We start from the raw sequence: 25,235 nt of genomic DNA, 5'->3' as shown, positions 1-25,235 counted from the left end.
AAGGAGACGTCATGGAAATGGCCCAAAGAATTGAATCTCGCTCACCGCGCATTGGAGAGCCCGCGCCAGACTTTCGCGCCCGTTCGACCGGGGGCGAAATTCAGCTTTCAAAGTTGCGTGGACGATGGGTGATCTTTTTTTCCCATCCCGCTGACTTCACGCCAGTTTGCAGCACCGAATTCGCTGAACTCGCCCGTCGGCAGTCGGAATTTGATGCCCTTGAAACGTCGCTGTTGGGACTGTCAGTCGACAGCCTTTACTCGCACATGGCGTGGGTCAGAGCGATCCGAGAGACGCTCGGAGCGGATGTCCGCTTCCCGATAATCGAGGATCCGAGCATGGCGATTGGGCATGCCTATGGCATGGTTGACGAGCAATCTGCTGACAGCATGGCTATGCGTTCGACATTCTTCATCGATCCCGAAGGGGTCATAAGGGCGATCACATGCTACCCCCATAATGTTGGGCGATCGGTCGATGAGATGCTGCGGTTGCTTAAAGCACTGCAAGTGGTGGGCAGTGCCCAGAAACTTGCGCCTGAAGGATGGCGGGAAGGACAGCCTTTGCTCTGCCCACCATCTGACATCGCAGAAGATCGCCAGGACTGGTTTTGCCGCTTTGCGGACGCGCTATGAACGAGGCATTTTACGAGGACCGCGAAGCTGCGACCGTCGCGTCCGAAAAGCTCAAGGTCTTTGCGCAACCACAGCGCCTCATGATCCTCTCTTGCCTGTTACGCGGGGAGCGCAACGTATCGGAGATCGGCGAAGCGACAGACATTGTCCAACCAGCACTCAGCCAGCAGCTAGGGGAGTTACGCCGGGCCAATCTCGTTCAAACGAGAAAGGAGGCCAAACTCGTTTGGTACGCGCTTGCTGACGAGGGGGTCGCTTTGTGCGTCCGAACAATGGAAGCGATTTTCGGAGGCCTGGGTAAGGTCGAAGAAATCCGGCCGTCTGCCAAACCGGAGCGTCGTCCATCATTACCTGAAGGGGTGGCCGGATTTGCTCAAGTGCTTGATTAAGATATTTACGCGCTGTTTGCCTCGTTTGGCTTTGTAGCGAGTGCTGCGGTGGTCGCTGCAAGCGACACGCTCTTAACGTCGTAGAAGAAGTTTCATGTGCGCAGCTTTTGGGCCTTTGTCCTAAATTGCTTTCCCGACCAAGCTGCCAATGCCAGCGGTCAAACCCATGGCCAACGCCCCCCAGAACACCACACGACCGACAGGTTTGAGCGGGTTTGCACCGCCAGCGGCAGCTCCCACCCATCCCAGGAGCGCCAGGAACAGGAGCGATCCCAGCGCTTCGCCTGTTACGGTGAGCGACGCCGGCAGCAAAGCCGCAAGGATGAGAGGCAGCAGGGCTCCGGCCGTGAACGTCGAGGCAGACGTCAATGCCGCTGTGATCGGGCGTGCGGCAGTCATCTCGGTGATGTGGAGTTCTTCGCGAGCATGAGCACCCAGTGCATCATGCTCCATGAGTTGTTTCGCAACCTCATGCGAGGTCTTTTCGTCGACCCCTCGCTGAACATAGAAACCAGCCAACTCTGCCAATTCCGCATCGGGATTGTCAGCGATTTCCTGCTGCTCCCGGCGCAAGTCCGCCGCTTCGGTGTCAGACTGAGAGCTTACCGACACATATTCGCCCGCCGCCATCGACATCGCGCCGGCCACCAGACCCGCTATACCAGATATCAACATGGAAGAACGGGAGGCACCGGACGCAGCGACGCCGATCATCAGGCTAGCCGTGGATACGATGCCGTCGTTGGCGCCTAGCACCGCGGCACGAAGCCATCCGATACGAGAGACGAGATGGGTTTCCCGGTGGCTGCGCATCGTAATCCCCTTTGAAGCCAAGCCATTTCTTTGACCCGCATTATAGCCTGTTCGCTATCTCGTGCCAGTCCGGCAAGCTCGATCCGCACAAATTTGGAGGCGCGACGCCGTATCGGATCACAAGCGTCAGAAGAAATTCATATGGTCAGGACGATGTCAGATCGGTTCGGTAATATGCCGGGTAAAACCATCGCCGGATGAGAGCATGCGCATTCTGATCATTGAAGACAATCGCCACCTGGCAGATCTGACGGCGGAGGGCCTTACGCGTCGGAAATTCGTATGCGATTGTGCCTATTCGGCAGCGGAGGCGGATCTGGCTCTTGGGTCGGCTCAGTATGATGCACTCATCCTCGATCTGGGCTTGCCCGATGGTGACGGCGTACATTGGATCAAGAAGAGGCGTGACGCGGGCCTTGCGGTGCCGGTCCTGATGCTGACAGCCCGCAGTTCGCTCCAGCAGCGGGTCGATGGACTGGACGGCGGCGCTGACGACTATGTCGTCAAACCGGTAGAGGCGGATGAGCTGGCAGCGAGGATTCGGGCACTACTTCGCCGTCCGGGAGCTCGGGCAGCGCCCGTGTTGGAGGTGGGCAGCCTATCCTATGACACGAGCGCTCATCGCGCGCGGTATCAGGGTAAGGCCATCGATCTGTCACCTCGCGAGACCAGCCTGCTTGAGTTACTCATGCGGGAGGCTGGTGCAGTCGTTCGTCGATCTCGTATCGAAAATGCACTGTATAGTTTTCGAGACGAGATATCCCCTAATGCAGTGGATGCCGCAATCTCGCGGCTGCGTCGTCGACTTGAGGAATGCGGAGCTCGCAACATGCTCCATACGATCAAGGGGCTAGGCTACTTGCTAGAAGACCGGGAACCGTGCTGAAGCGACTTTCGGTTGGCCATCGGCTCATCGGTGGCCTGCTGCTGGTTGGCGCCATCGGTACGGTGTCGCTGATCTACGCTGTCCTCTCGGAATATGGCATACCGTTTAGCGCCTTGCTCGATCCGACCATGCGCGACGCGGCATCGACGGAACTGTTCGATCATGTTCTCATCCCACTGGTGGTGCTGATCCTGCCAATGGGCCTTGCAACCACATGGGTCATCAGAACGGCGTTCGAGCCCCTGAGCAAAGCGGCGCGTCATATCGAAACCGCACCGACCGAACGCGGGATGCAGATCGATGAAGCCGATATGCCTGCTGAAGCGAAACCGTTCGTGCGATCCATCAACAACCTGCTTCACCGACTCGACACCTCAGCTCAGCAACAGGCGGATTTTGCGTCTGACGTCGCCCACGAATTGCGGACGCCGTTGGCCATTTTGTCTCTAGAGCTTGATCGACGCGAGGGATCGGATGGAGATCCTCTGAAGGCGCAGGTCAGCGCCATGCGCCGTCTTGTGGATCAGCTCCTGCTACTGGCGCAGATCGACGCGGACGCCACCATGCCCATGACGCCTGAGCCACTCGATCTCGAGACATTGGCTGAAGACAGTGTCTCGTCCCTGGCAGCGACCGTCATCGCGCAAGGACGCGAGATCGCGATAGAGTCCGAAGGCCAGGTGCCAAAGATATACGGCCACAGGGAAGCGATCGGGGCGGGAATCCGAAACCTTATTGAAAATGCCGTCCGCGCGACGCCCATGGGTGGCACCGTGACGATCATATCCGGGCCCGGAGCGATCATCAGGGTGCGCGACCAAGGCGCCGGCCTCAGCGAAGAGAAGCTGGCGCAACTCATCCGCCGCCATCAGCGAGCAGACCATGCCAGCCCCCATGGCGCGGGTCTCGGCCTCTCCATAACCCATCGGATTATGAGCGCACATAACGGTCATATTCGAACGAGCGAGACCTTGAGAGAACTCATCCTGGATTTCCGCCTGCAGTAATTTCCCATCGTCAAGACGCCGTCAGGTTGAACCCGATATCGCGGCGAAATGGAAAACGGACGCAAATATCTGGTGGGCGGCGCCATTGTAGCCGTCGCAGTCGCGGGCTTGGGCTGGACTATGTTTCCTCGCTCGGAAACCGTCTCGGCGGGAACGCAGGTCAAGACCGAGAAAGCTGCCGGCATGCTTGCCGTGCTGCCGGACAGGGCGAGATTGCTCGGCATCAAGGCCTCTCCGGCATTGCCTGCATCAGAAGCGCCGATCGCCGATCTCCCCGCCACGATCAGTCCGCCCGCTAACGCGCGTGTAGCGGTGACCGCGACACTTCCGGGTGTGGTGATGCGCACCATGGTTGTGGAAGGCGACAGCGTACAGGCCGGGCAACCACTGGCCGTGGTTTCGAGCCGTGACATTCTGACGCTGGGCGCCGATCTCGCGCGTGCAAATGCACGGTTGGGTGTCGCGCAGACGAGTGCCGCCAGGCTGTCCCAACTGGACAAGGAAGGGGTGATTGCCGGAGCGCGAGCCGACGAAGCCCGCGCAGTGGCCATGGAGGCGCGTGCGGACGTTCGCGAGAAAAGCCGCATTCTCAGCCTTGTCGGCGGGCATGGGAGCAGCGGCACCTACACGCTGACAGCTCCGATCGCGGGCAGAATTACGCGTGCCAAGATCCAGACAGGCGACCCGTTGGACGGGACGACTGCTCCCTATGTGATCGATGCGAATGGCCGTTACGAAGTCGTCGCGCAGGTTCCCGAGCGGCTTGTTGGACAGATCAGACCCGGCATGACGGTCAAACTCGGCGCGCTTTCTGGCACCGTCACATCTGTCGGCAGCACCATCGACGCGATGACGCGATCTGCCTCGCTGAAGGCGAGCCTTCCCGCCGCTCCAGGGGTCATCGCAGGCGCCACGGGCAATGTCACGATATTCGGGCCTGCACCGAAAGGCGCAGTCGTCCTGCCTGCCGCGGCCGTAGTGGATACTGACGGCAAGTCGGTGGTCTTCGTGGCGGTCCGGGGCGGTTATGTTCAGCGCAGGGTGACAAAGGGCGGCGCGGTGGATGGCCAGGTCCTTCTCCTGACCGGCGTCAGCGTCGGTGAGAACGTCGTCACTACGGGCACAAGCGCGCTCAAAGCGCTCGCCATCTCGAAATAGGTCGGGCCCATGCTTCAGTCACTCGTCGCGAAGGCTCTGTCCTATCGCCTGCTCGTCGTAGCGCTTGCGCTGGCTGTCGCCGGCCTCGGCGCATGGGCCTTCGTTCAGCTACCCGTGGATGCTTATCCCAATATAGCGCAGACGCAGGTCAAGATCATTCTCAAGGCTCCCGGCATGACGCCGGAAGAGGTCGAAAGCCGCGTCATTGCCCCGATCGAGATGGAGATGCTGGGCATTCCCCGGCAGTCTATCCTGCGTTCGTCCGCCAAATATGCGATTGCCGATATCACCATCGACTTCACCGATGGCACAGATATCTACTGGGCGCGTCAGCAGGTGGCGGAGCGCCTGTCCGGAGTGATGGCGGATTTGCCGGCGAGCGTGTCGGGTGGCCTGGCGCCGATTTCCACGCCTCTGTCCGATATCTTCATGTTCACGATCGAGGGGCCGCTCAGCCTCCAGCAAAGGCGAGAGCTTCTCGACTGGACCATCCGTCCCGCGCTGCGGACGGTGCCCGGTGTCGCCGACGTCAACGCACTTGGTGGATATGTCCGTACCTTCGAGGTCCGGCCCGATCCTCTCGCCTTGGCCGGAGCCCATCTATCCGTTGCCGACATCAAGACGGCCATCGACGGTGGCAATCGCAACGACGGAGCCGGCCGCCTCGTCACTGGCGAAGAATCCCTGATCGTTCGGGCTGTCGGCGCGATCCGATCCGTGGCCGATCTCCAGTCGCTGGTCATAACGAGCCGTGACGGGCGCATCGTCCGCCTGGGGGATGTGGCGAGTGTCGGGACGGGCAGCCTGACGCGCTATGGCGCGGTATCCAAGAACGGCAAGGCAGAGGCGGTCGAGGGCCTTGTGATCGCTCTTCGCGGTGCCGATGCACGGCAGGTTGTGACCGGCGTCAAAGACCGTCTGGCCGAGGTCGAGCGTGGCCTGCCAGCCGGAACGCACATCGCGGTCTTCTACGATCGGTCCGATCTGATCGGCCGAGCGGTTGGAACGGTTGAGGAGGCGTTGCTGGAAGCGACCGTCCTGGTCGTAATCCTTCTGATCGTTTTCCTCGGTGACTGGCGAGCCGCCGCGATCGTGGCGGTCACACTGCCGATGGCCGCGCTGGTGACGTTCCTGTTCATGAGCATGGCCGGGTTGTCCGCGAATCTCATGAGCCTCGGTGGACTGGCCATTGCTATTGGCATGCTTGTGGATGGTGCGGTCGTTGTGGTGGAGAACGTCGTAGAGCGTCTGTCGCACCAACAGGATGACTCCCATCCGCGCCTTCACCAGGTCTTCCGCGCAACCAGCGACGTGACGGTGCCGGTATCGGCGGGCATCATCATCATCGCGCTTGTGTTCCTTCCTCTGCTCTCGCTGCAGGGGCTGGAAGGCAAGCTGTTCGCGCCGGTTGCCCTCACCATTGTCTTCGCCCTGGCAGGATCGCTCCTGCTCGCGCTGACGCTCGTTCCCGTTCTTGCCTCGTTCGGCTTGAAAAGCGGACATCATGGGGACCCATGGGTGATGCGCTGGCTAACGCCTCGCTACCGTGCGCTTCTGAATGGCGCGTTTGCGCGCAAGCGCCTGGTCTACGGCCTCTCGGCTCTCGGACTGGTCCTCGCCGGATTGGCCTATGGAGCAGTGGGCAAAACCTTCATGCCGACGATGGATGAAGGGTCAGTCATCGTGCAGCTGACGAAGCTGCCCTCCATCAGCCTGGCCCAGTCCGTCGAGGGCGACAAGGCGGTCGAGCGCGCGTTGATGGGTGTCCCCGAGGTGCAGGAAGTCATCGCGCGGGTTGGTGCTGACGAAATCGGGCTTGATCCGATGGGACCTAATGAGACCGACACCTTCGTCCGTCTGAAGCCGCAGTCCGAGTGGCGCGGCAGCAAGGAGTTCGTCCTGGAGCAGATCCGCAAGGCCGTCGACGGCCTGCCTGGCATCCAGCCCAGTTTCACCCAGCCGATCGAAATGCGTGTCTCGGAAATGCTGACCGGCGCCCGGGGCGACCTGGCTGTCAAGATTTTCGGACCGGATTCGGCGGTCCTCGCGGATCTTGCAGGTCGCGTGCAGCATGAGTTGGGCCAGGTGCGCGGCGCGACGGAAGTGTTGACGGTCGCGAACGACAGCGTGGACTACCTGCAGCTCGACATCGACCGAGCAGCCGCAGGCCGGTTTGGCATGCCGATCGATCAGTTACAGGACACCTTGCGCGCACAGGTGGAAGGCGTTCGGTCCGGTATCGTCGCCGAAGGTCAGAAGCGGATCCCGATCGTCATCCGCGGTGACGAAAGCATCCGCAATGATGCGACCCGGTTTGAAGACCTGCAGATCATGACGCCGGGTGGAACGCTCGCCCGGGTCAGCGACATGGCGCAGGTGAAGCATACGCAGGGTCCGGTGAAGCTCGACCATGAGAATGGTTCCCGCTTCGCTCTGGTCCAGGCCTTCGTCTCTGGTCGTGATCTGGTGGGCTATGTGGACGAGGCGAAGGCCGCAGTCGCGAGCAAGGTGCCGCTCCCGCCCGGCTATCGCATCGTGTGGGGTGGCCAGTTCGAAAATCAGCAGCGTGCATCGGCTCGGCTCATGATGGTCATTCCCGTCGCGCTGCTCCTTATCTTCTTCGTCCTGCTCGCCACCTTGCGTTCGCTGCGGGCCGCCACGCTGATCCTGGTCAACATTCCCTTCGCCATGGTCGGCGGCCTGATCTCGCTCTGGGCATCGGGAGAGTATCTGTCAGTGCCTGCTTCCGTCGGCTTCATTGCTCTGCTTGGCATCGCGGTGCTGAACGGCTTGGTGCTGGTCTCCTATTTCCGCCAACTCCGTCAGGAGGGGCAGAGCATGACGCAGACGGTGCGCCTGGGTGCCGAGCGACGCCTCCGCCCCGTCCTAATGACCGCGAGTATTACCGCTTTCGGCCTGGTCCCCCTGCTGTTCGCGACCGGTCCGGGATCCGAAATACAGCGCCCGCTTGCCATTGTGGTCATCGGCGGGCTGGTCACGTCCACGTTGCTCACTCTGGTACTTCTCCCGATCCTTTTCGAAAGGTTCGGAGAGGGCCGCGGCGAGCAGGATTTCGAAGAGGTGCTGGCCAATGGCTGAGCTTCTGCTGGTCCTCCACTGTTCCCCTCCGGATGCGGGAACTCTGGTGGAGGCTATTCGAACCGTTGCGTCCGCGCCGATCCATCGCCGTGAGGAAGCCGTTCTCGGTCGCGACTTCAGCGACGCCGGAACGCATGAGCAGGTAAGAGGAGTCCTCCATCGGATCGCATTCGAGCTCGTCGTCGAGGATTCCATGATCCCCGCCATAATCGCTGCGGTTGCCTCATCGCGCCGCAAACAACCTGTGCGCTGGCACTCCTTGCCGATCATCGAGCGCGGGAGGATTTCATGAAGAAGCTGACTGCCCTCTTGCCGCTATCCATCTCGATAGCGACTGCGCTCGCAACTGCCGCGCACGCGCAAGCGACTGGTCTTCAATGGTCCTTGCCGCCTGAGGAGCAGGTGGTGAAGGCGCTTGACGGTCATCCGACCGTCGAGGCAGCGGGCAAGCGCGTCGGCGCTGCATCGGCGGCGAGCGATATGCTCCGCGTTGGCCCTCACGAGGTCCAGCTCACCGGAAGCTACATCAATCGCGACGTGCGGCTGGAGCGGAATTATACGGAGTTCGACGGCACGGTCAGCCGATCTTTTCGCTTGCCCGGGAAGGCTGCCCTGGATCGCGAGGCAGGCCAGCTTGGTGTCGAAGTCGCGCAAAACCGGATGGAAGATACGCGCCATCAGGCGGCCTTGTATCTGTCGCAGCTCTGGTACGACTGGCTGACGGCAAGCGAGCTCAACCGCACGGATCAATCGAACGTCGCATTACTCGAACGCGGTCTCGCTGCCGTGAAGAGGCGAGTGCAGTTACGCGATGCATCGATGCTTGACACCGACCAGGCCCAGGCGGCGCTCGATCAGGCCAAGGGTGTCGCGGCAGCCAGCCTGGCTGATATGAAACAGGCGCGAGCGCTGCTGCAATCGAACTTCCCCGATCTGGCCCTGCCGTCGGACGCACCATCCTTGGCTGATCCAGTCCTGCCTTCTCAGGACCTGACTGCACTTCATGATCTGGTGATCCAGCGCAGTCATGAAATTGGGGCTGCTGATCGCGAAGCTCTGCGTCTTGAAGTCGTCGCACGGCGGGCGAAGGCTGATCGCTTGCCGGACCCACAGCTGGGCGTCCGGGCCTTTAGCGAGCGTTCTGGCATTGAACGCGGTGTCGGTGTCGTCTTCTCGATCCCATTGGGAGGACGATACCGGAAATTCCAGCAGGATCAGGCGGAAGCCAATGCCTCCGCTGCCTCTATGGATCTCGCGCAAGCGCGCCGGATGGTGCTGGCGATGGCCGATACTGATATGGCGAACGCCTCTGGCCGCTACGTCGCTTGGCAGCGGCTTCAGGGTGCTGCCAGAAGTTCGCTCGACGCCGCCACACGGACGGAGCGCGGGTACGAAGGGGGCATTATCGACCTGTCCGATCTGCTCTATTCCCGACGGCAAGCACATGATGCGGACCGGCTGGCCATAGACGCGCGCAGCTCTGCGACACGAGCTATCGTGAAATTACTCATCGATTCTCATACGATATGGCAAGGTAACGAGAAGGAGCCATGAGGGCGTAGGTTGGCAATCGCTGTAGAGAATGAAGTCATCTTCCCATTCACGCGGAGGAATCTGAAATGCAGAGTTCAAAACCTGGAATCCCAGTCCGGCCCCTAAAAGACTCAGCCCGAGCAAAGGCGAAATGGGACCCCGTTGTTAAGGTGACCCATTGGTCAATCGTTCTTGCTGTCATCGGGAATGCAATTTTCACGGAAGAGGGTTCGGGGCCGCACGTCTGGGTGGGATACGCCCTCGCAACCGTTTTGGCGTTTAGACTGCTCTGGGGTTTCGTTGGACCCAAAGAGGCACGGTTCACAGCGTTCCCACCGAGTCCGCGTAAAGCGCTTGCCCATATCCCGGAGATTAGAGCCGGACACAATGAAATCCATCCATCGCACAATCCGTTAGGTGCATTGATGGTCTACGCTATTTGGGGAACGCTTAGCATCATCATAGCGACCGGCATTGGCATGGCTGGTCTGCCCTCCACGAAATGGATTAGCGAGGCTCCGTCCCACGCCGTTGGTCGGGGCACAGATGACAGGGACAGCGTCTTACTCAAAGGTTCTGAGCGGAAAGAGATAGGCGATGACGCAGAGGACGAGCCCTTGAAGGAAGTGCACGAGTCAGCGGTAAATTTGCTGTACGTTCTGATTGCCCTCCACCTTGCCGGAGTTGTTTTCGAAACGAGGAGGAGTGGGAAGTATATCCTTACAGCGATGCTTCCCGGCCGAGCACAATAGGATGGAGGTGATGCTGCAACGTGGCGATGGCGGCTCGGCTTTCCGATTAGTCGATGATTGAAGTGCTGGCCTACAGAACGGCTTGGACCGCAAGATCGGTGGCAGCTTCATGCTTTGCCTGTACAGCCTTCCGTTCGGAATAGCGGTTGACGAGCTGGCCGGCGTGCGGGCGGGTCAGGATCGTGAACCGCACCAGTTCCTCCATCACGTCGACGATGCGGTCATAATAGCTCGACGGCTTCATGCGGCCGGCCTCGTCGAATTCCTTGAACGCCATCGCCACGCTCGACTGGTTGGGGATCGTGATCATGCGCATCCAGCGGCCAAGCAGGCGCAGCGTGTTGACCGCGTTGAACGACTGCGAGCCGCCCGACACCTGCATGACCGCGAGCGTGCGACCCTGGGTCGGCCGCATGCCGCCGAACTCCAGCGGCGGATGGTCGATCTGCGCCTTCATGATGCCGGTGATCTGGCCGTGCCGCTCGGGGCTGCACCAAACCATGCCTTCGGACCAGAGCGCGTGCTGGCGCAGCTCATGGACCGCCGGATGATCGTCACCCTTCACCTGATCTGGGAGCGGCAGGTCGCTGGGATCGAATATCCGCACCTCCGCGCCGAAGAGGATCAGCAGTCGTGCCGCTTCCTCAGCCGCGAGCCGGCTGAACGAGCGTTCGCGCAGCGACCCGTACAGCAGCAGGATGCGAGGCGGCGGCTGATCGTCGCCCATGCCGGCGGCGGGCCGGGTGATCGCGATGCCGCGATCGAGTGCTGGCAGATGGTCGGCGTCGGGTACGTCACGAAGGCGCGTCATCCAAGATCCTTGACGAGATAGGTCGCGCGCGGACCGCACAGCGACGTGAACTGCGCGGTCGCTGCGATGAAGGCCGGCGCGGCGTCGCGATCGGCATCGGTGTAACCAAGCCTGCGAAAGAACTCCCCGGTGCCGCTGGTCAGGAGGTGCAGCCGCTCGACCGCGCCATCAGCAACGCCTTCAAGGCGTTCGACCAGCATCCGGCCATATCCTTTGCCGCGCCGGGTCGGCAGCACGACCAGCGAGCGGAGCAGCCGGTCGGTGCCGCTACCTTCCAGGCCGATGAACCCGATCAGCTCTTCATCGTCGGACAGGCTGAAGAACATCTGGTCGGGACCGCCGAGATCGTCGGTCGGGAGCTGCGCGGCGCCGAGCGCGAGCCGCAGGACATCATCGGCGTGGCGAGCCTCCGAGAAATATACCTGCGTCATGCCGCCGCTCCCGCTTCATACCAGGGACGGGTCCGCTTGACGATCGCCCAGCCACAAATGGAACTGGCGCAGGAGGATGCGACTTCGCGCAGTCATGCGAAGTGGCGAACCCGGCAAAACCAGGCAGCGATTATCATGATGGTAATCCTCGGCAGGCCTGGCAGCCGCAAGAGCGCGCATTGAGCCAAGCCAAATCGGACGCAGGTGCATGACAGCGAAGGAGGCGGACGCGATACACGCACCCGTCCCCTCAGCCCCTCATGCGACGACGAACGATCAGATTGCCGGAAGCCCCCTCAGGGGTGGACGCAGATAGGGTGGCGCTGTCGAAGCTCGCAGCACCAGAGGGCGCGTGCCGAGCGCCAGCACGAACAGAATCGCAGCCGCCAACAGAATTGGGTCCGCAGCAGCGAGGGACGGCGCCGACAAGCCTGAGAAGGCGCAAGGCTGTTCTGCCTTGCCCTGATGACCGTCGCTACCGGATTTCCCATGTTCAAGGCCGGGGATCGTAATGACCATCGTCATCGGCCCGGTACCCGAGCAAATGCTGACCACGATCCGCCCGTTCGAAACGGTTGGCATGAACCCCGCCGGCATGACGATCTTCATCATCAGCGCGAGTACAAGCACCGCGCAGGCAAGGGGCCGATTGGCAAGGACAAGATTGCGAAGTCGATGCACCGATTGCGCTCTTAGCTACGAGACGCGCTTCTGTCATGTGCCATTGATGGTGAGACAATCTGCCCATTTTTAAGCGTTGGCCGCTTTTGGGGAACCCGGCCGTTCGCGTTCCCGCTCATAAAAGGCAATTTCTGGTCGACTGCTGCCGGAAGCTCGTGGGACAAAGCAGCCGTTTCTAGAGGATGCATAGGACGTCAGCTCCGCCCAGGAGCAGACATTCGGCATCCGCTTGATCTACATGTGAACCATGAGAGGCTCAGCCGCCGCGTCGACCCCCGGCGCGGTATTCGGGGTCCGAGGGAGATGGCCGGCGCACAACATAGTCATTTGCAGAACGCAATTCCGAAGGCGCGGGTTGTCTCACTACGGATCTCGCGCTCCTTAGGCTGCGCGATTATTCCCGTTTTCAAAAGTGGATCGAAGGAAAAGTTTCGATACATGAAGAAGTGCAGAAATGATAAACAAGTCCATTATGATGATTCGGTCGATTAAAGACGTTAGCGCTCTTGTAATTTGACCATTAAATTGGCACATTGATTTTCGATTATCGACATTGGGGAATGTCATGAAAATCTGGGGTTTGTTGGCAGTGTCGGGCGTGCTTATGGCGTCCGGGTGTGCTTTTCCGACGCATGTTCAACGGTTCGGGGTAGAGTATAACGAAGCGCTCGCCTCGATGGCGAACGAGCAGACGCTTCTGAATGTGCTGCGCGCCAGCAAGGGTATGCCTGCTCACTTCACGTCGGTTTCCAGGTTCACAGGCACATTGTCCATGAAAGCCTCAGGCAGCATGAATGGACAGCTCAAAGGATCGGGGTTGACGAGCGCTAGCGCTGAGGGAGTTCCGACCAAGACGACGAACACCACGCAGGTCGTAAGTGGCGGTGCAACCACGACAACGACCGCCGTGGAAACCACCTCTGGCTTCGCACGGTCAGTCGTAGAAGGTGTTGACCTTTACACCCCTCAAATTGGTGGCGAGCTCAATTCCGGCACGGCTTTTGACGTGCAGGTCTTCGATCAGCAGAAATTCTATCAGGGGATTCTCTCCTCCGTTCCCTTTTCGACGGTTGAGTTGCTAATGAATCAGGGATTCGAGCGTGATCTCGTTGCCAACCTCTTAATAGCGCGTGTCGATTTCTATGTGCAGGACCCTGCGACCAAGAGTAAGACGGGCGTTGCGGTCGCGACCTATATCAACGATGTGGCGGATCGTGTCCGATTTCAGAAGCTGATGGATTGCAACCAGCTTGATGTTGCCGAAACGCGCGGATCCGACACCAAGCTTGTTCCGATCAAGCGTCTCGAGCTCGGCACGGCCGCGGGTCAGGAACGTCTGACACTTTCCCAACTTTCACTGTTCGACGGCGATAAGTTCGGCCTATCAGACAGTGCAGGCATCAGCGCGAATGGCTCGACGGATGACACCGTGTATGTCGTCAAGCCGGGTGCGAAAAGTCGCATAGCCCAACTCGTCCCGCGCAGTTGTGCAAGCAGGCCGGAAGATGAGAACGAGGTGCCTTCGCAAGCTGTCTATCTGGGAGAGGGGATGGGCCTGACTGCAGTAACCATCAAAGGAGTTACGAGCGCACAGAAGACCCCGTTGGTTATGGAGATCGTCTTCCGCTCGCCGGAGGGGGCCGTGCGCGCCGTTGGGGATATTGTTCGCGAGTGGGCCCTCAAACGGCCGAACACTCTCACAGTCGGCGTCTGTCCCGCCTCGGCAGCTGGCCCCGATTGCGAAGGGAGCGCCAAAATCCGGGAGCCGATATTTTCGCTGGCGCCAAAGCGAGATCGAACCGAACTGATTGGAACTCGCTTCATGAATGAGGACTACAGCGTTCCGGCTGGCGCGTTCCGCTCAATGCAGGTCATCACAATCCTTCAGCAACTTATCAACTTGCAGAAGGAATCGTCCGAGCGCGCGCTTAGCATCCCTGTGCGCGCTGTACCCTAATCCACTTCAGAGAGTAAGATATGGCTGACAAAAAAGTCGCGATGGTCGAAGCCGAGAAGTTGATGACGAAGGCTCTGCATGACCTCATGCTCGCCGCGCCCGTCAAGGATGGCTTCTGCCGCTTCTATGGAAGCTACGTCGTGGTGAATGACAAGGCGCGCTTTCCTGATGGAACCCTTCACACGTGCGTCGCAACGGATACCTTCGGGCCGGCGGAAGCCGAGCAGTAAAGCGAACTGGCTGCTCGCATCTTTTAGTTCCGCGGACGAGCAAGAGATGGTTATTGAGCTACGCAGCCCTTATCCCAAATGACGGCACCCTAGGCAGGTCAACCGTCGATGAGATAGCCTGACATTTTCAGTGTCGCCGACTCAAGTTCTTCAAGATTGAGGCCTAGGGTAGGATGGGCGACGAACGTGAATAACCAGGACGCATAGGGGCTAATACCCGCATAAAGGTCATTCTCAGAAAAGTCAGGATCGACGAGGCGGCCGGCTCCTGCAATGGGTGTCCATCCCCGGAATAGCACTGGGCGATGGCTAAAAGCTGTCGCGGTCCCATTGCCTGCGTAGATGAGTTCCGATCCCATTTGTAACATCGTCCAGGGAATTTGTGTCTGGCCCTCTGCGATCTGTGCTCCTGCGAAAAGAATCTCCATGCCCGTAATTCGTAATCCTGGCATGCTGCTGAGCAAGGCTGCATATCGCGGATGGTCGCGGCGTATCGTGAACGATAGGATGGCATTGGCCTTGAAATCGCGCCAGGTTTCCTCGTCCACTATTTCGCGGAGATTGATCGAAAGCTGGCCTGTTTCCAATCGTCGCCGCGCTGCGTAACGGTTCTTGGCTGCTGCCCACTGCGTCACGGCAACCCGCATGTGCTCGCCCGCTATGAGGGACATATTGAGCGCAGAGACGGTCGCTATTGCAGGACGACCAAAATGGTAAGCGAGCGCCTTCTTTTCGGCATGAACCATCTGTGCTGCCATTGAGAGCGTGTCGAGGTAGATGCGGTTCATCGCTGCGACCACTACTGGTTCCGCCGGGTCGATTTTTCCGCTTAATGCGCTGGCCAGAGCGTCACATGCAATCTGAGCCGACGCGACGCGTGCCTGATACTCCACTAGTTGAACCAGCATCGCATTGTAATCAACGATCGCTTGATTGCGTGTCTCCACCGCTTTCAAATACGCATATCCCGCCTCACGATAAACCGCCGCCTCAGGAATGTCCGTAAAGTCCGCCGCGACCTTGTCAAACTGCGCGCGCTCCATCTTGAACTGAGGAAGCCGCCGCTGCTCGGGCGTCAGGCGCGCTACCCCTTCCTGAATCTTATTGATGGAGTCGATAACGCGTTCGCCCTTCTCTCCGACCTCCTTCAAGTCGTCCTGGATGATCTTCCGATTGTCCCAAAGTTCATCAATGCTGCCGTCGTGCGCGGAATAGTCTTGGTAAAGTTTGTTGCCTGCGGCGACTGCACCGATGAGCGCTGTTCCGCCGCTTGCCACCCCGACTACGATCGTGGCGACAGCAGTCAGAGTACCGACCAGATCGCACCGATCGTGCTTGCTCCTGATCGCGGCAGTGAGTTCAGCCTCCTTCAGCATCAGAAATGCGAGAGCCGCGTTCACTTGTGCGTCCATTCCTTCGAGACTCTTCAGCAGATTCCGGGCGTCGTTTTCGACACGATCCTCCTCAATCGAAAGGACCGTCACCTGCTGTTCAGCCGAGCCAACCGCCTTCCGGATTTCGCTCCGCTTGGCCTCAGCGCTCGCAGCCTCGTCCCAGTAGCTGTTGAAGCTTCTCTCGATCTCGAAGGCCGGTCCGATGACATAGTCCTTCACGAGCGCGGCATAGCTGTCGAAGGAGATGAGCGGCGCCCATTCGGGGCTGCATCCATAAAAGTCGAGGCCGAGCGCGAGCTTGCGGGCCATCGCGTAGGCCCGCGCCAGGATTGCGTGCCTGACGGGGCCGTCTGCACGGGCAACATCGCAAATCTTGAGAAGAAAGCTTACTTTCTCGCGCACGGCTTCCAACTCGGAGCCCTGTGCTCGTCGAAACTCGTCTTCGACACTGAGACAGATCAATTCGAGGGCGGCGTCGGAATAGAGCGCACCAATGGACGCATAGCTGACCTCGACGGTAGTCAAACTACCGTCCGTCGAGACTTCGATGGCTTGCCGTTCGGCAACCTCTGCAGCACGTGGATCGCCTGAATCACCTGCCGGTCCGTCAGGCCCAGACCGGCTTCCCGATCTAGAGCAACGCAACGTTCGATATCCGCCGCCCAACCTCTCCTGGGCGATCACCAAGGAATGCTGACGAAATGCTGTCAGCGCAATCTGCCGACCCGGTCCTTCACTCGGTACTGCATCGAACAGGGACTGGATCAGCGGCGCTTCCGGCGTCCCCACATTCATGAGGCCGAAGCCCCCGCCGCCACGTGGCCCGCCGATGCCGCCGCCAGGCTCGCATTCATATACTTCGATGACGCCTCCCGGGCCGCCGGGCCCGCCAGCACCCGGCGCCCCAGCATTGGCGGCTTCGCTCGAAGCACCGCCCGCGACAGCGATCCGATCCGTCACAAGACCTTCAATCGACACCAAGTGAAGTTCGACCGAGCCGCCATTACCGCCACGACCTCGGCGCCCCGGAAGGCCCGCATCACCCCCGCGGCCACCTTTCCCGCCCCTTGCCCTTGGCTCGTCTCGACCTTCGCGAACTCTCGCGCCCCCGGATCCTCCAGAGCCAGTTGTGCCATTGCCGCCATCTTGTCCGCGGCCTCCGGCGCCGCCGCACGTCACGATCGTCGGCGTCCCAACAATCACTTCCGCAGTGATTTTTACATTGCCGCCATCGCCGCCCCGTCCGCCGTCTTCACCATCAGCGCCAGTCAGGCCCGCCTCGCGCGGCAGTTCCTTGACGAGGTCAGCTGGCATGTCTGGAACACCCTTGTCGCCCGACGCGTCGATGATCGCGCCGTCTTGGAAGGTGAAGGTGCGGCAGATCACGACGAGATCCTTGCCAGAAGTCCGGATATTCTTCGCAATCGTGACCTCGTCAGCCATGATTAGCGTAGCTCTGTCCAAGGCGATCACTTCGTCAAGAAGAACCGGAACAGCCGAGACTATCGTTCGTAATGCTTCAGTTTCGGACCGACTTGTGAGTTGATTACGTGCAATCCCCATCTGTTTGTCTCCACGGGAAAGGACAGAGCAAGCGTTAAAAACTGCAGGTTGATTGCGAATCGGATAATTAAAATAACAATATTCGAAATTCAATTGCCGTGAAATAAGCAATTCGCTAAATCGGCGAGCCGCGCAGCTATGACGAGGGCAAGAAGATCGAGTGCCGCAAGCGCCTCATCGCGACCGGTCAGCAACTTGCTCGACGCTCCGCTCCACCCTGCCGACATTCAGGACCGTGACTGCGCGCCTGGCCTTATCGAGCGATGCCGGGACGCTTATCCATCGCTCGACGGCAGGTTTCGACAGTACCGGACGTCTATCGACGCGGCTGTGAAAGACCGACTCTGGTCGGCTGCCGCCGGAAGCGGAATGCAGTGTCGTGAGACTTTGCTGCCATTCCATTCAGCGTCCACCAATGGCAGCTTCTGGCGAAACTGGACATGCACCTGATGATTGCCGCTCAGCAATGACCTGGTGGGGGCCTAAAATCACGGGAAATTGACCCATGTTGAACTCCCCCTGGCTTTGACGAGCGAGGGGTCATGGAGTGTTGGACATGGCGTTATTGATCGTTATCCGGCGGTGGCATTTTTGCGATCATCTATTCAGTCGGGCCATGCGTGGAGCGTGAAAAGATAGTTCAAATCGATTGTGGGTGAAGTCTCCACGCCAAAAGTGCGTTCAGATGTCCATCGCCGACGGGATGACGCCAAGCACAAACCCCTGCTCGGCGACGCTGCACCGGACGCCGCCGCCCTCCGGCCAGCAGAACAGGCCGAGGCTCCAGAAGAGGCGCTCCACGTGCCTGCTGAGCGTCGTCACGACGTTCAGGTCGAGCGCGCCCTCCTCCGTGTAGCAGGCCGCCAGGTCGCGACCGAACAGCGTAATCCAGCTGCCCAGACCGTAGACCGCGAGCCGCTTGGGCAGATCGTCGCCCTCGAACGGCTGCCCCTCGGCCAGGCCGTCCCGATGGCCGACCCAGTCGGCCGCGTGGCCCAGCACCGCGGCCACCGTCTCGAGCCCCGCTAGGAAGGTGTCGTTGACGTCGCTCGGGTCGGTCATCCTCGACCGGGCGAGGGCGATCTCGGCCTTCGCGTGCTCGAAGCTGTCGATCACCAGGTCGGCGTATGCCGCGCCTTGCGCCGGCGATACGAACGCCGCCTGCTTCGCGCTCCAATAGATCGACGGCGCTCGCGCCACCGCGAGATGCAGCTCGCGGCCCATTTCGTCAGGCTTGAAGGTGGTGTCCTCGCCGAACCGCGAGCTGTTAGCTATGCCCGAGAGCATCGAGACCAGCAGATGAAGGCTCGTCGCCCTCGCGTCCGGGTCGTCGGAAATCCAACCCTCCGCGACGCCTGCGTCAATCACGAGATGTCTTTTGCGCTTCCCGTCGCGCAGCACGGTAACAGGCATCGCGACGCCGGCACCGTATGCGAGGGCACCGCTTGCGACCGGCGGGAGGTCCGGGTCGCCGCGGTCGAGCTTGGAAAGAGCGTCCGGGTAGTCGGCGGCGATCGTGACGCCGTCCAGATCCTGCAGCGGAACGTCGTGGGACAGGGCGCCGACCACCGCCTGGAGGACGTCGGCGTATTCCTTCGCGAGGACGTCGTCGCCGAAGTCGTGCAGCGTCACCCGGTATGAGAACCGCTCCCACTCGAACTGGCGCGGTACCGCGGGCGCGAACTCGCGTGGCGCCAGCGATCGCGCCTTCTCCGCATCCGCCACCGCCTCGGCGATACCTTCGGCCATCGCCTTCGCCGGGCCGCTTCCGATCGTCGCCGCGAAGCAGTCCTCATCTCGCGAACGCGCGCTGATGAAGAAGCCCTGGCAGGCCGCCGCGGCCTCGACGCCGAACGTTGAGAGATCGACCGGCTCGCTGGGGTCGAGGCGCCCCACGAGCATTCGGTCGGTCGATAGCGGGAGCAGGACCAGCGTCGCGTCGGCTTCCCCGGTGAACAGAAGCGCCTCCAGCCTGCCATCGCCGGCCCGGGACAGGGCGACCCCGTCCGGCAGGATGAGGTCCGCTCCAGCTTCAACCGTCCAGGTGAAGCGCGAGAGTATACCCACCCAGCCATGGTCATCGAGCGGCTTCGCGACCATGTCGTTGTGGCTGTCACGCACCATCGTGCCCAGCCCGCCGAACAGCCCCGGCAGCAGCGGCGACAGCACGGCCGCGACCTGCGCGGCGAACTCATCGCCGCGCTCGCGCATCACGAACGTCAGGAGCCGCTCGCTGAACGCCGCCGGGATGCCGGCCGGCACCAGCTTCTGCGCAGAATCCCGGATCGCCTCCGTGACCGACGACGCCAGCGCTGGCCCGGAGAACCCGAGCATGCCCGCAAGGCGCGCCGGGTCCGTGAACAGGCTCTCGATCTCCTGGAAAAGGCTTGTCACGCCGCTCGACAGGGTCTTTCGCAGATGCGCCGTCCGCATGACGAGGTGGGTGACCGTCCGCGCGGCGTGCTCCGGGTCGATCACGGTTCCCGGATCGGAGAGGCGCAGCTCCTTCACGCCTCGGCTGAAGCTCTTCTCGAACTCGGTGATGGCATCGTCCAGCGTGACCTCGCCAGGAGCGCCCTTGCGGGAGTAGAACCAGTCCTCCACGCCGACGTCGGCGATGCCGACCAGGCGTGCGGGCGAGCCCTGCCGATGAAGCCACGTGCGTTCCGCGCCGTCGCCTGAGCCGTTTGACTCGGACAGGAAGCCGCGCTGCAGAAATCTTGGAACGTAGTGCTGACGCTTTCCCGCCATCGGTAATCCCTCGCTAATCACGCCAATATGGGGTCGGAGCGCGCCGGCAGCACGTCGCAGCACGCGCGAATCTCTCGATCTACGTTGGACGCATCGTTTAATCCATCGGTCGCCAGTGACATCCGTGCACTGAATGTCTCCGGACTTCAGATCCTGTCGAGACGGAACGAGTATCGGCTGACGAGGTCTAGTGCGCGCAGAAGGCCGTCCTGCTCCACGGAGATGCCGCGGCTGGACAGGATGAACAGACCCAGCCGTAAAGCATCGCCCGCGGGCGAACGGATGAGCTCCAGCACCTCCGCCGTCGCCGAACTGGTTTCCTCCAATATTTCTTCGTCAAAGACGCCCTGCGCCCAGCCGCCGAGCTCGGTCACGTCCGTCGCGTCGATCGATCGAATGCCCCGCGCCAAGATCGACATCTCGGATGTCCTGAGACCCGTCTCCCATGCCAACACGAGAATGACCGCCCAATACGGCGCAGTTTCCCTGCCCGCCCTGAGGTAGTCGTCGAGGAGGTGCTCCGCGACCGAGACGCGGATCAGCCTGTAGATGTTCACCATGCGCTTCACGGCTCGCGGCGACCGCGACGCGATCGGTTGCATCGCCTCGATCAGCTGGGCCTCCTCGACGGTGAGCTTGAGCTGACGGCCCGCAGCCGTCTCCAGTTCGGCTTCGGACGGGCGATGGGGCTCAAGCCTCGGAAAGGCGCCGTGCCGGTCGTCCAGCGGGACCGGTTCGAACTCCTCGTCGTCTTCCTCCTCGTCGGGCCGCTCATCGTCGAGGCGCAGCAGCGACCGAACGTAGTCGACATATGGCGATCGGTCCGTCGCGCCCGGTGACAGCGTTCGGACCCAGAACGGTATCTGGAATATCTTCTCCAGATAGTCCGCCGGCGCGATTGCCGCGTCCTCGTTCGCCATGGCCTGATGCTGCGACCTGAGCGCGGATTCGAGCCACCGCACGTCCACCGCCGCCACGACCACGAAGCAGGGAAACGCTAGCATGAGATGGATCGCTTCGAGAACCTGGACCACCTGCTGTTCGCTGCACCGGTCGAGGTCGTCGATGTAGATCACGATGCGCTCTATTCCGCCTCCCTCTCCCGACCGCCTCATCTGCTGGATGATATGGTTTAGCTGCCAGAAGCAGCGTCTGACCGTTCCGAGCGTGCCCAGTCGCCCACGCAGTTCCGTGACGTCCGCCGAATCGCGCAGAAGGTATTCTAGCATCATCGCCGGCGGAGGCGACGCGCCGTCCGCCGCCTGCCCGTAGCGCTCGAGTATCGGCGTGCCGCGATCGATCTGCTCCTTCGCCTCGCTCTTGTTCCGCTCGCTTTCCTGCAGCTGCTTCCTGGCCGCGTTCAAGGCAGCCATGCTCTTCGTCCGGGCATCCTCGTATTTCTTTCGGAACAGCGCGGCTCCCCGCAGGAGCGGAAGCACCACGGTTCGCATCGCGTAGCCAAGCGAGGCCATCGTCAGCAGGGCGCCGGGCAACCAGGCCAGATACGGCGCGAGCCTCCCAAGCAACGGCGTCGCGTAGATCGCCACCACGATGCCTACCGCGATGCAGACGGCCAATCCAATGAACGCGATGGACAGTCTCCGGACGCTCGACTGGCTCCTGACCCACGTCCCGGCGAATACCAGGAGCTGCCGCGTCGGCGAAGCTGCCTCGGCGTATTTCTTCGCGAGTTCGGCGCCGGGCTGGCCAGAATCAACCAAGAGCGCCTGGCGCACGGCGTCGATCGCGGAATCGGACTTCGTCTCCCCTGACCCACCTTTCTTCTTGTCGTCGTCCTCGTCGTCGCCCGCGTCCGTCGCGCTGAGCATGTCGCTGAACGTGTCGAGCATGGCATCGACGATGCCGCCGACCCCCTCGGCCTCTGCCTTGGCGTCGGTCACGGCCTTGCGGGCCGACAATATCTCGGCCTCGCTCTCCTCGAGCTTCATCTTCGCCAGCGTCAGCGCGCTAGCCTCGCGCCCGACACGCGCGGCTACCTCCTTCACGAGAAGCGCACCGCGCTCGGCATCCCTCTGCGCGCCGCCGCCGCCTGCCGCGATCTGATCAAACAGCTCGGCGGTTAGGGACGCCCAGAGATTCTCGCTGTCGGCGAAGGTCCACGCGTTGAACTCGAGCTGCATGACCCCAGTGACACGCGCCAAACCGACGTCGCGCGAGATCCCATCATCCTCACGAGCAGGTGCCAGCTCGATCTGTCGGTCGATCTCCTGCTTCAGCTCGGCGATCAGGGTGCTCTTCCCCGACCCCCACGAGCCGAAGACGCCGATCGCCAGCGGCGGCTCAGCCGCCTCCAGGAGGATGAGGTCTGCAAGCGCTCTCGCGTCCGCGGACGTGCCGAACACGTCGCCGCCTGCCCGCACGCGATCGCTCGCGTATCCCGCCCGCTGCTGGCTTGGGGTGGGTGGGATTGCGTCGATCCGCGCGATTTCGCTCTGCCAGCCCTCGGCCGGCCCGCGACGGAGAGCCTGGTCCGTGAGCATGTTTGTCACGGCCTGCCGGAAAGCCTCCCCAGCGAGGTCCTGACCCAGCACCCCGCCCACCGCCTTTCTGCCAATGTGGTTCGCGAGCAGCGCGCCCATTAGATGGCAGTAGTCGGTGGGTCCCCGCCCCGCCATCGTTCGTGCGCGAATGGCCGCGGATTCGGTCAGAACGGACACCGCGTCCCACATCAGCTTTGCCTCGGGCCGCTTCCTCGCTGACATTCTCGCTGAAGAGCGTGCGCGCGCGGTCAGATCGATGCCGGCGTTGCGGAGATGGCGGGCGACCTTCTGCAGCGACCCGCTGACGTTGGCATCGAAGGGCGTGATCAGGATTGCGCTCACCAAATCGGTGGAGTTGACCTCCGGCAGATCCGTGGCTCGCTCTGCGGCAAGGGTGGCGGCTGCATCAAGAACCCGCGAAATGTCGCGGTTGACGTAAAGGCTCCCGGTGCCGGGCCAGCGCCATCGCTGCAAGGCCCTTACCGTCGTGGACGCTCCTGCCAGGGCGAAGATCGGATCGACCAGCGTGATATCAACGACTGGCAGTGGCCCTTTCGACCTGAGAAGTCCGAGACGTCTGGCTTTGGACACGACGGCGTTGCGGCTGACCGCAAGCTCTTTCCCGATGTCCGCGGCACTTACGTTCTCGTTCCACCGACGCCTCAGCACGGCCTCGGCCTCATCGCTCCACTGCACTCATTTTCCTTTCGACCAGCTGACCTCAGCCAAACACTATCACCACGTCGTTCACGGTCCAGAGTTGCAACATCTTGGAGCAGCCTATCCTGACGGAACGATTTATGGGCAGCTTCCGCCAGGAGCAGACGTTCGCGGTAGCTGAATTGAAAGACCGGCTTTGTGAAGGGTTTCGGGCGCTTGCGTACGAAAGCCTCCAGTGCAGGAACCCGCGGGCCCCACGCGCTGGTCTATGGGTAAAGCGGCTTTGGGGTGGTTCGGACGGGTAAGCGACGCTGATCCGCAAGTGTCGGTTCTGGCCGGATCAACGTGACTTTGTGCGGCATCAGAGTGCGGACGGTGGTGGTTTTGCTGGTCGGTGTGCCCTGCGCTGGGCTCGATTCCGGAATGGGCATGCACTGGGTCATCGGCCAGGACGCCATGGGCGCGACCGTCGTGCAGCCTGAGCCATGCCGGATCATGGCGCATTCCCCCGGATTGGCGATGCCGATGATGGCGGTGCGCGGGGCTGGCACCAGCGGGCGAAGGCCTCGATGATGGTCATGGGCCCGCCGCAACATGGGCATGGCGGGCGATGGTCGGGAGGTTCGTCGGGTTCGGGCTCCTCGACCGGTACAGCAACGCCCAGCAGTTTGCGGGCCAGCGCCATGGTGTCCTTGTGGGTCGAACTGGCGAGCAGGCCGTAATGCCGGATGCGGTGGAAGCCGCGCGGCAGAACGTGGATCAGGAAGCGGCGGACGAACTCGTCGGTCGCCAGCGTCATGACCTGCTGGCGTTCAGCAGCAGGGCGGCGATAGTCTTTGTAGCGGAACGTCACGCCGGTCTCGTCGAAGCCGAGGAGCCGCCGGTTCGAGATGGCAACCCGGTGCGTGTAGCGCGAGAGATAGGCCAGCACCGCCTGCGGCCCGGCGAAGGGCGGCTTGGCATAGACCACCCAGCGCTTCTTCCGGATCGGTGAGAGATGCCGCAGGAAGGCCTTGCGTGTCGCGAGGCCAGCCAAGGTGCTGAAGAAGACCAGCTTGCCGGCATCGAACAATGCCAACAGGCGAGTGAGGAACAGACGGCGGAACAAGGCGCCCAGCACGCGCACCGGCAGCAGGAATGCGGGGCGCGACGACATCCAGCGCTTGCCGTCGAGCGCGATGCCACCGCCAGGCACGATCATGTGCACGTGCGGATGGTGGGTCAGTGCCGATCCCCATGTGTGCAGCACGGCGGTGATGCCGATCCGCGCGCCAAGGTGCTTGGGATCGGCGGCGATGATCAGCATCGTGTCCGCGGCTGCGCGGAACAGCAGGTCATAGACCACCGCCTTGTTCTGGAAGGCGATGTCTGCGACCTCGTTAGGCAGGGTGAACACGACGTGGAAGTAGCCAACCGGCAACAGGTCAGCCTCGCGCGCGGCCAGCCAGGTGCGCGCGGCGGCGCCTTGGCACTTGGGGCAGTGCCGGTTGCGGCACGAGTTATAGGCGACCCGCCAGTGCCCGCAGTCGTCGCAGGCCTCGACGTGACCGCCCAGCGCGGCGGTGCGGCAGTTCTCGATGGCCGTCATGACCTTGAGCTGGCCGAGGCTGAGATGCCCGGCATGGGCCGCGCGATAGGCCGGCCCGCTGCTCCGGAAGATATCGGCGACCTCGAGTGAGGTGCGCACCGGCTCAACCGGGAGGTGCCCTGCCTTCCATCACGGCCATGATCTGGTCGAGCGGGCTGGCCACCGCCCGCATCGTCTTGCTCGAGACCTGGGTATAGATGCCGGTCGTGTTGATGTTCACGTGTCCCAGCAGCACCTGGATGACCCGGATATCGACGCCTTGCTCGAGCAGGTGAGTGGCGAACGAGTGGCGCAGTGTATGCGGGCTTACCCGCTTGTGGATCTCGGCGCGCTCGGCCGCTTCCTGCACGACGCGGTGCAACTGGCGAGCCGAGACCGGATCCGTGCCACTGCGGC

21 protein-coding genes are annotated in these 25,235 nt (G+C 61.7%); 12 read left to right on the top strand and 9 right to left on the bottom strand.

Translation table 11 applies throughout. The features are described from left to right. The first annotated feature begins 11 nt into the window (after window positions 1-11). Entirely contained in the window at window positions 12-635 is a 624-nt protein-coding gene (locus A0U87_RS05460) for a peroxiredoxin (protein WP_010338390.1), read from the top strand. Next, the gene (locus tag A0U87_RS05455) at window positions 632-1,024 is read left to right on the top strand and encodes a metalloregulator ArsR/SmtB family transcription factor (protein ID WP_010338391.1); all 393 of its coding nucleotides are present in this window, start codon (window positions 632-634) and stop codon (window positions 1,022-1,024) included. The genes A0U87_RS05460 and A0U87_RS05455 overlap by 4 nt, the downstream gene beginning before the upstream one ends. 120 nt (window positions 1,025-1,144) lie before the next feature. On the opposite strand, the gene A0U87_RS05450 is transcribed toward A0U87_RS05455, so the two are convergent. Beyond that, window positions 1,145-1,837 (bottom strand): VIT family protein, encoded by a 693-nt coding sequence (locus A0U87_RS05450; RefSeq protein ID WP_010338392.1) that lies wholly within the window; start codon window positions 1,835-1,837, stop codon window positions 1,145-1,147. 205 nt (window positions 1,838-2,042) lie between these two features. Between A0U87_RS05450 and A0U87_RS05445 the strand changes: the two genes are divergently transcribed. From A0U87_RS05445 to A0U87_RS05415, 7 genes are all read left to right on the top strand, one after another. Beyond that, on the top strand, window positions 2,043-2,723 hold the full coding sequence (locus A0U87_RS05445) for a response regulator transcription factor (protein WP_010338393.1): 681 nt from the start codon (window positions 2,043-2,045) through the stop codon (window positions 2,721-2,723). Then, window positions 2,717-3,730, top strand: coding sequence for an ATP-binding protein (locus A0U87_RS05440; protein ID WP_010338394.1), 1,014 nt, complete (start codon window positions 2,717-2,719; stop codon window positions 3,728-3,730). The genes A0U87_RS05445 and A0U87_RS05440 overlap by 7 nt, the downstream gene beginning before the upstream one ends. Before the next feature lie 48 nt (window positions 3,731-3,778). Next, window positions 3,779-4,888, top strand: a complete 1,110-nt coding sequence (locus A0U87_RS05435; RefSeq protein ID WP_036530305.1) for an efflux RND transporter periplasmic adaptor subunit — start codon at window positions 3,779-3,781, stop codon at window positions 4,886-4,888. 9 nt (window positions 4,889-4,897) lie between these two features. Then, the gene (locus A0U87_RS05430; protein WP_036530303.1) at window positions 4,898-7,987 is read left to right on the top strand and encodes a CusA/CzcA family heavy metal efflux RND transporter; all 3,090 of its coding nucleotides are present in this window, start codon (window positions 4,898-4,900) and stop codon (window positions 7,985-7,987) included. Continuing rightward, window positions 7,980-8,279: a DUF3240 family protein gene (locus A0U87_RS05425; RefSeq protein ID WP_010338397.1), complete on the top strand. Its 300-nt coding sequence runs from the start codon at window positions 7,980-7,982 to the stop codon at window positions 8,277-8,279. Before A0U87_RS05430 ends, A0U87_RS05425 begins: the two co-directional genes overlap by 8 nt. Then, the gene (locus A0U87_RS05420) at window positions 8,276-9,541 is read left to right on the top strand and encodes a TolC family protein (RefSeq protein WP_010338398.1); all 1,266 of its coding nucleotides are present in this window, start codon (window positions 8,276-8,278) and stop codon (window positions 9,539-9,541) included. The genes A0U87_RS05425 and A0U87_RS05420 overlap by 4 nt, the downstream gene beginning before the upstream one ends. Window positions 9,542-9,606: 65 nt before the next feature. Continuing rightward, the gene (locus A0U87_RS05415; RefSeq protein ID WP_036530300.1) at window positions 9,607-10,272 is read left to right on the top strand and encodes a cytochrome b/b6 domain-containing protein; all 666 of its coding nucleotides are present in this window, start codon (window positions 9,607-9,609) and stop codon (window positions 10,270-10,272) included. 70 nt (window positions 10,273-10,342) lie between these two features. On the opposite strand, the gene arsH is transcribed toward A0U87_RS05415, so the two are convergent. Together arsH and A0U87_RS05405 are read right to left on the bottom strand one after the other, a co-directional pair. Beyond that, window positions 10,343-11,083, bottom strand: coding sequence for an arsenical resistance protein ArsH (gene arsH / locus A0U87_RS05410; protein ID WP_036530299.1), 741 nt, complete (start codon window positions 11,081-11,083; stop codon window positions 10,343-10,345). After that, the gene (locus tag A0U87_RS05405) at window positions 11,080-11,514 is read right to left on the bottom strand and encodes a GNAT family N-acetyltransferase (protein ID WP_010338401.1); all 435 of its coding nucleotides are present in this window, start codon (window positions 11,512-11,514) and stop codon (window positions 11,080-11,082) included. The genes arsH and A0U87_RS05405 overlap by 4 nt, the downstream gene beginning before the upstream one ends. Before the next feature lie 36 nt (window positions 11,515-11,550). On the opposite strand from A0U87_RS05405, the gene A0U87_RS26425 reads away from it, so the two are divergent. Further along, window positions 11,551-11,697, top strand: coding sequence for a hypothetical protein (locus A0U87_RS26425; protein ID WP_155276474.1), 147 nt, complete (start codon window positions 11,551-11,553; stop codon window positions 11,695-11,697). A 93-nt stretch (window positions 11,698-11,790) separates the two neighbouring features. Here A0U87_RS26425 and A0U87_RS05400 read toward each other — a convergent pair whose 3' ends face one another. Beyond that, the gene (locus A0U87_RS05400; protein ID WP_036530295.1) at window positions 11,791-12,195 is read right to left on the bottom strand and encodes a hypothetical protein; all 405 of its coding nucleotides are present in this window, start codon (window positions 12,193-12,195) and stop codon (window positions 11,791-11,793) included. 565 nt (window positions 12,196-12,760) lie between these two features. On the opposite strand from A0U87_RS05400, the gene A0U87_RS05395 reads away from it, so the two are divergent. Together A0U87_RS05395 and A0U87_RS05390 are read left to right on the top strand one after the other, a co-directional pair. Beyond that, the gene (locus A0U87_RS05395) at window positions 12,761-14,152 is read left to right on the top strand and encodes a hypothetical protein (protein WP_137405279.1); all 1,392 of its coding nucleotides are present in this window, start codon (window positions 12,761-12,763) and stop codon (window positions 14,150-14,152) included. 20 nt (window positions 14,153-14,172) lie between these two features. Beyond that, window positions 14,173-14,382: a hypothetical protein gene (locus A0U87_RS05390; RefSeq protein ID WP_137405278.1), complete on the top strand. Its 210-nt coding sequence runs from the start codon at window positions 14,173-14,175 to the stop codon at window positions 14,380-14,382. A gap of 98 nt (window positions 14,383-14,480) precedes the next feature. Here A0U87_RS05390 and A0U87_RS05385 read toward each other — a convergent pair whose 3' ends face one another. The 5 genes from A0U87_RS05385 to A0U87_RS05365 all read right to left on the bottom strand — a co-directional run. Further along, window positions 14,481-17,432, bottom strand: coding sequence for a hypothetical protein (locus A0U87_RS05385; RefSeq protein ID WP_206366581.1), 2,952 nt, complete (start codon window positions 17,430-17,432; stop codon window positions 14,481-14,483). A gap of 588 nt (window positions 17,433-18,020) precedes the next feature. After that, on the bottom strand, window positions 18,021-20,090 hold the full coding sequence (locus tag A0U87_RS05380; RefSeq protein WP_063141537.1) for a hypothetical protein: 2,070 nt from the start codon (window positions 20,088-20,090) through the stop codon (window positions 18,021-18,023). A 146-nt stretch (window positions 20,091-20,236) separates the two neighbouring features. Beyond that, the gene (locus tag A0U87_RS05375) at window positions 20,237-23,287 is read right to left on the bottom strand and encodes a P-loop NTPase fold protein (protein ID WP_063141535.1); all 3,051 of its coding nucleotides are present in this window, start codon (window positions 23,285-23,287) and stop codon (window positions 20,237-20,239) included. A 457-nt stretch (window positions 23,288-23,744) separates the two neighbouring features. Continuing rightward, window positions 23,745-24,938 (bottom strand): IS91 family transposase, encoded by a 1,194-nt coding sequence (locus A0U87_RS05370; RefSeq protein WP_137405276.1) that lies wholly within the window; start codon window positions 24,936-24,938, stop codon window positions 23,745-23,747. Between the two features lie 4 nt (window positions 24,939-24,942). Further along, window positions 24,943-25,235 (bottom strand): tyrosine-type recombinase/integrase (locus tag A0U87_RS05365; RefSeq protein WP_170978358.1); only part of this gene is annotated, 293 nt, incomplete at its 5' end.

Source organism: Sphingobium sp. MP9-4, from assembly GCF_005281675.1.
Lineage (GTDB): Bacteria > Pseudomonadota > Alphaproteobacteria > Sphingomonadales > Sphingomonadaceae > Sphingobium > Sphingobium yanoikuyae.
This window is presented reverse-complemented; position numbering and strand designations above follow the sequence as displayed.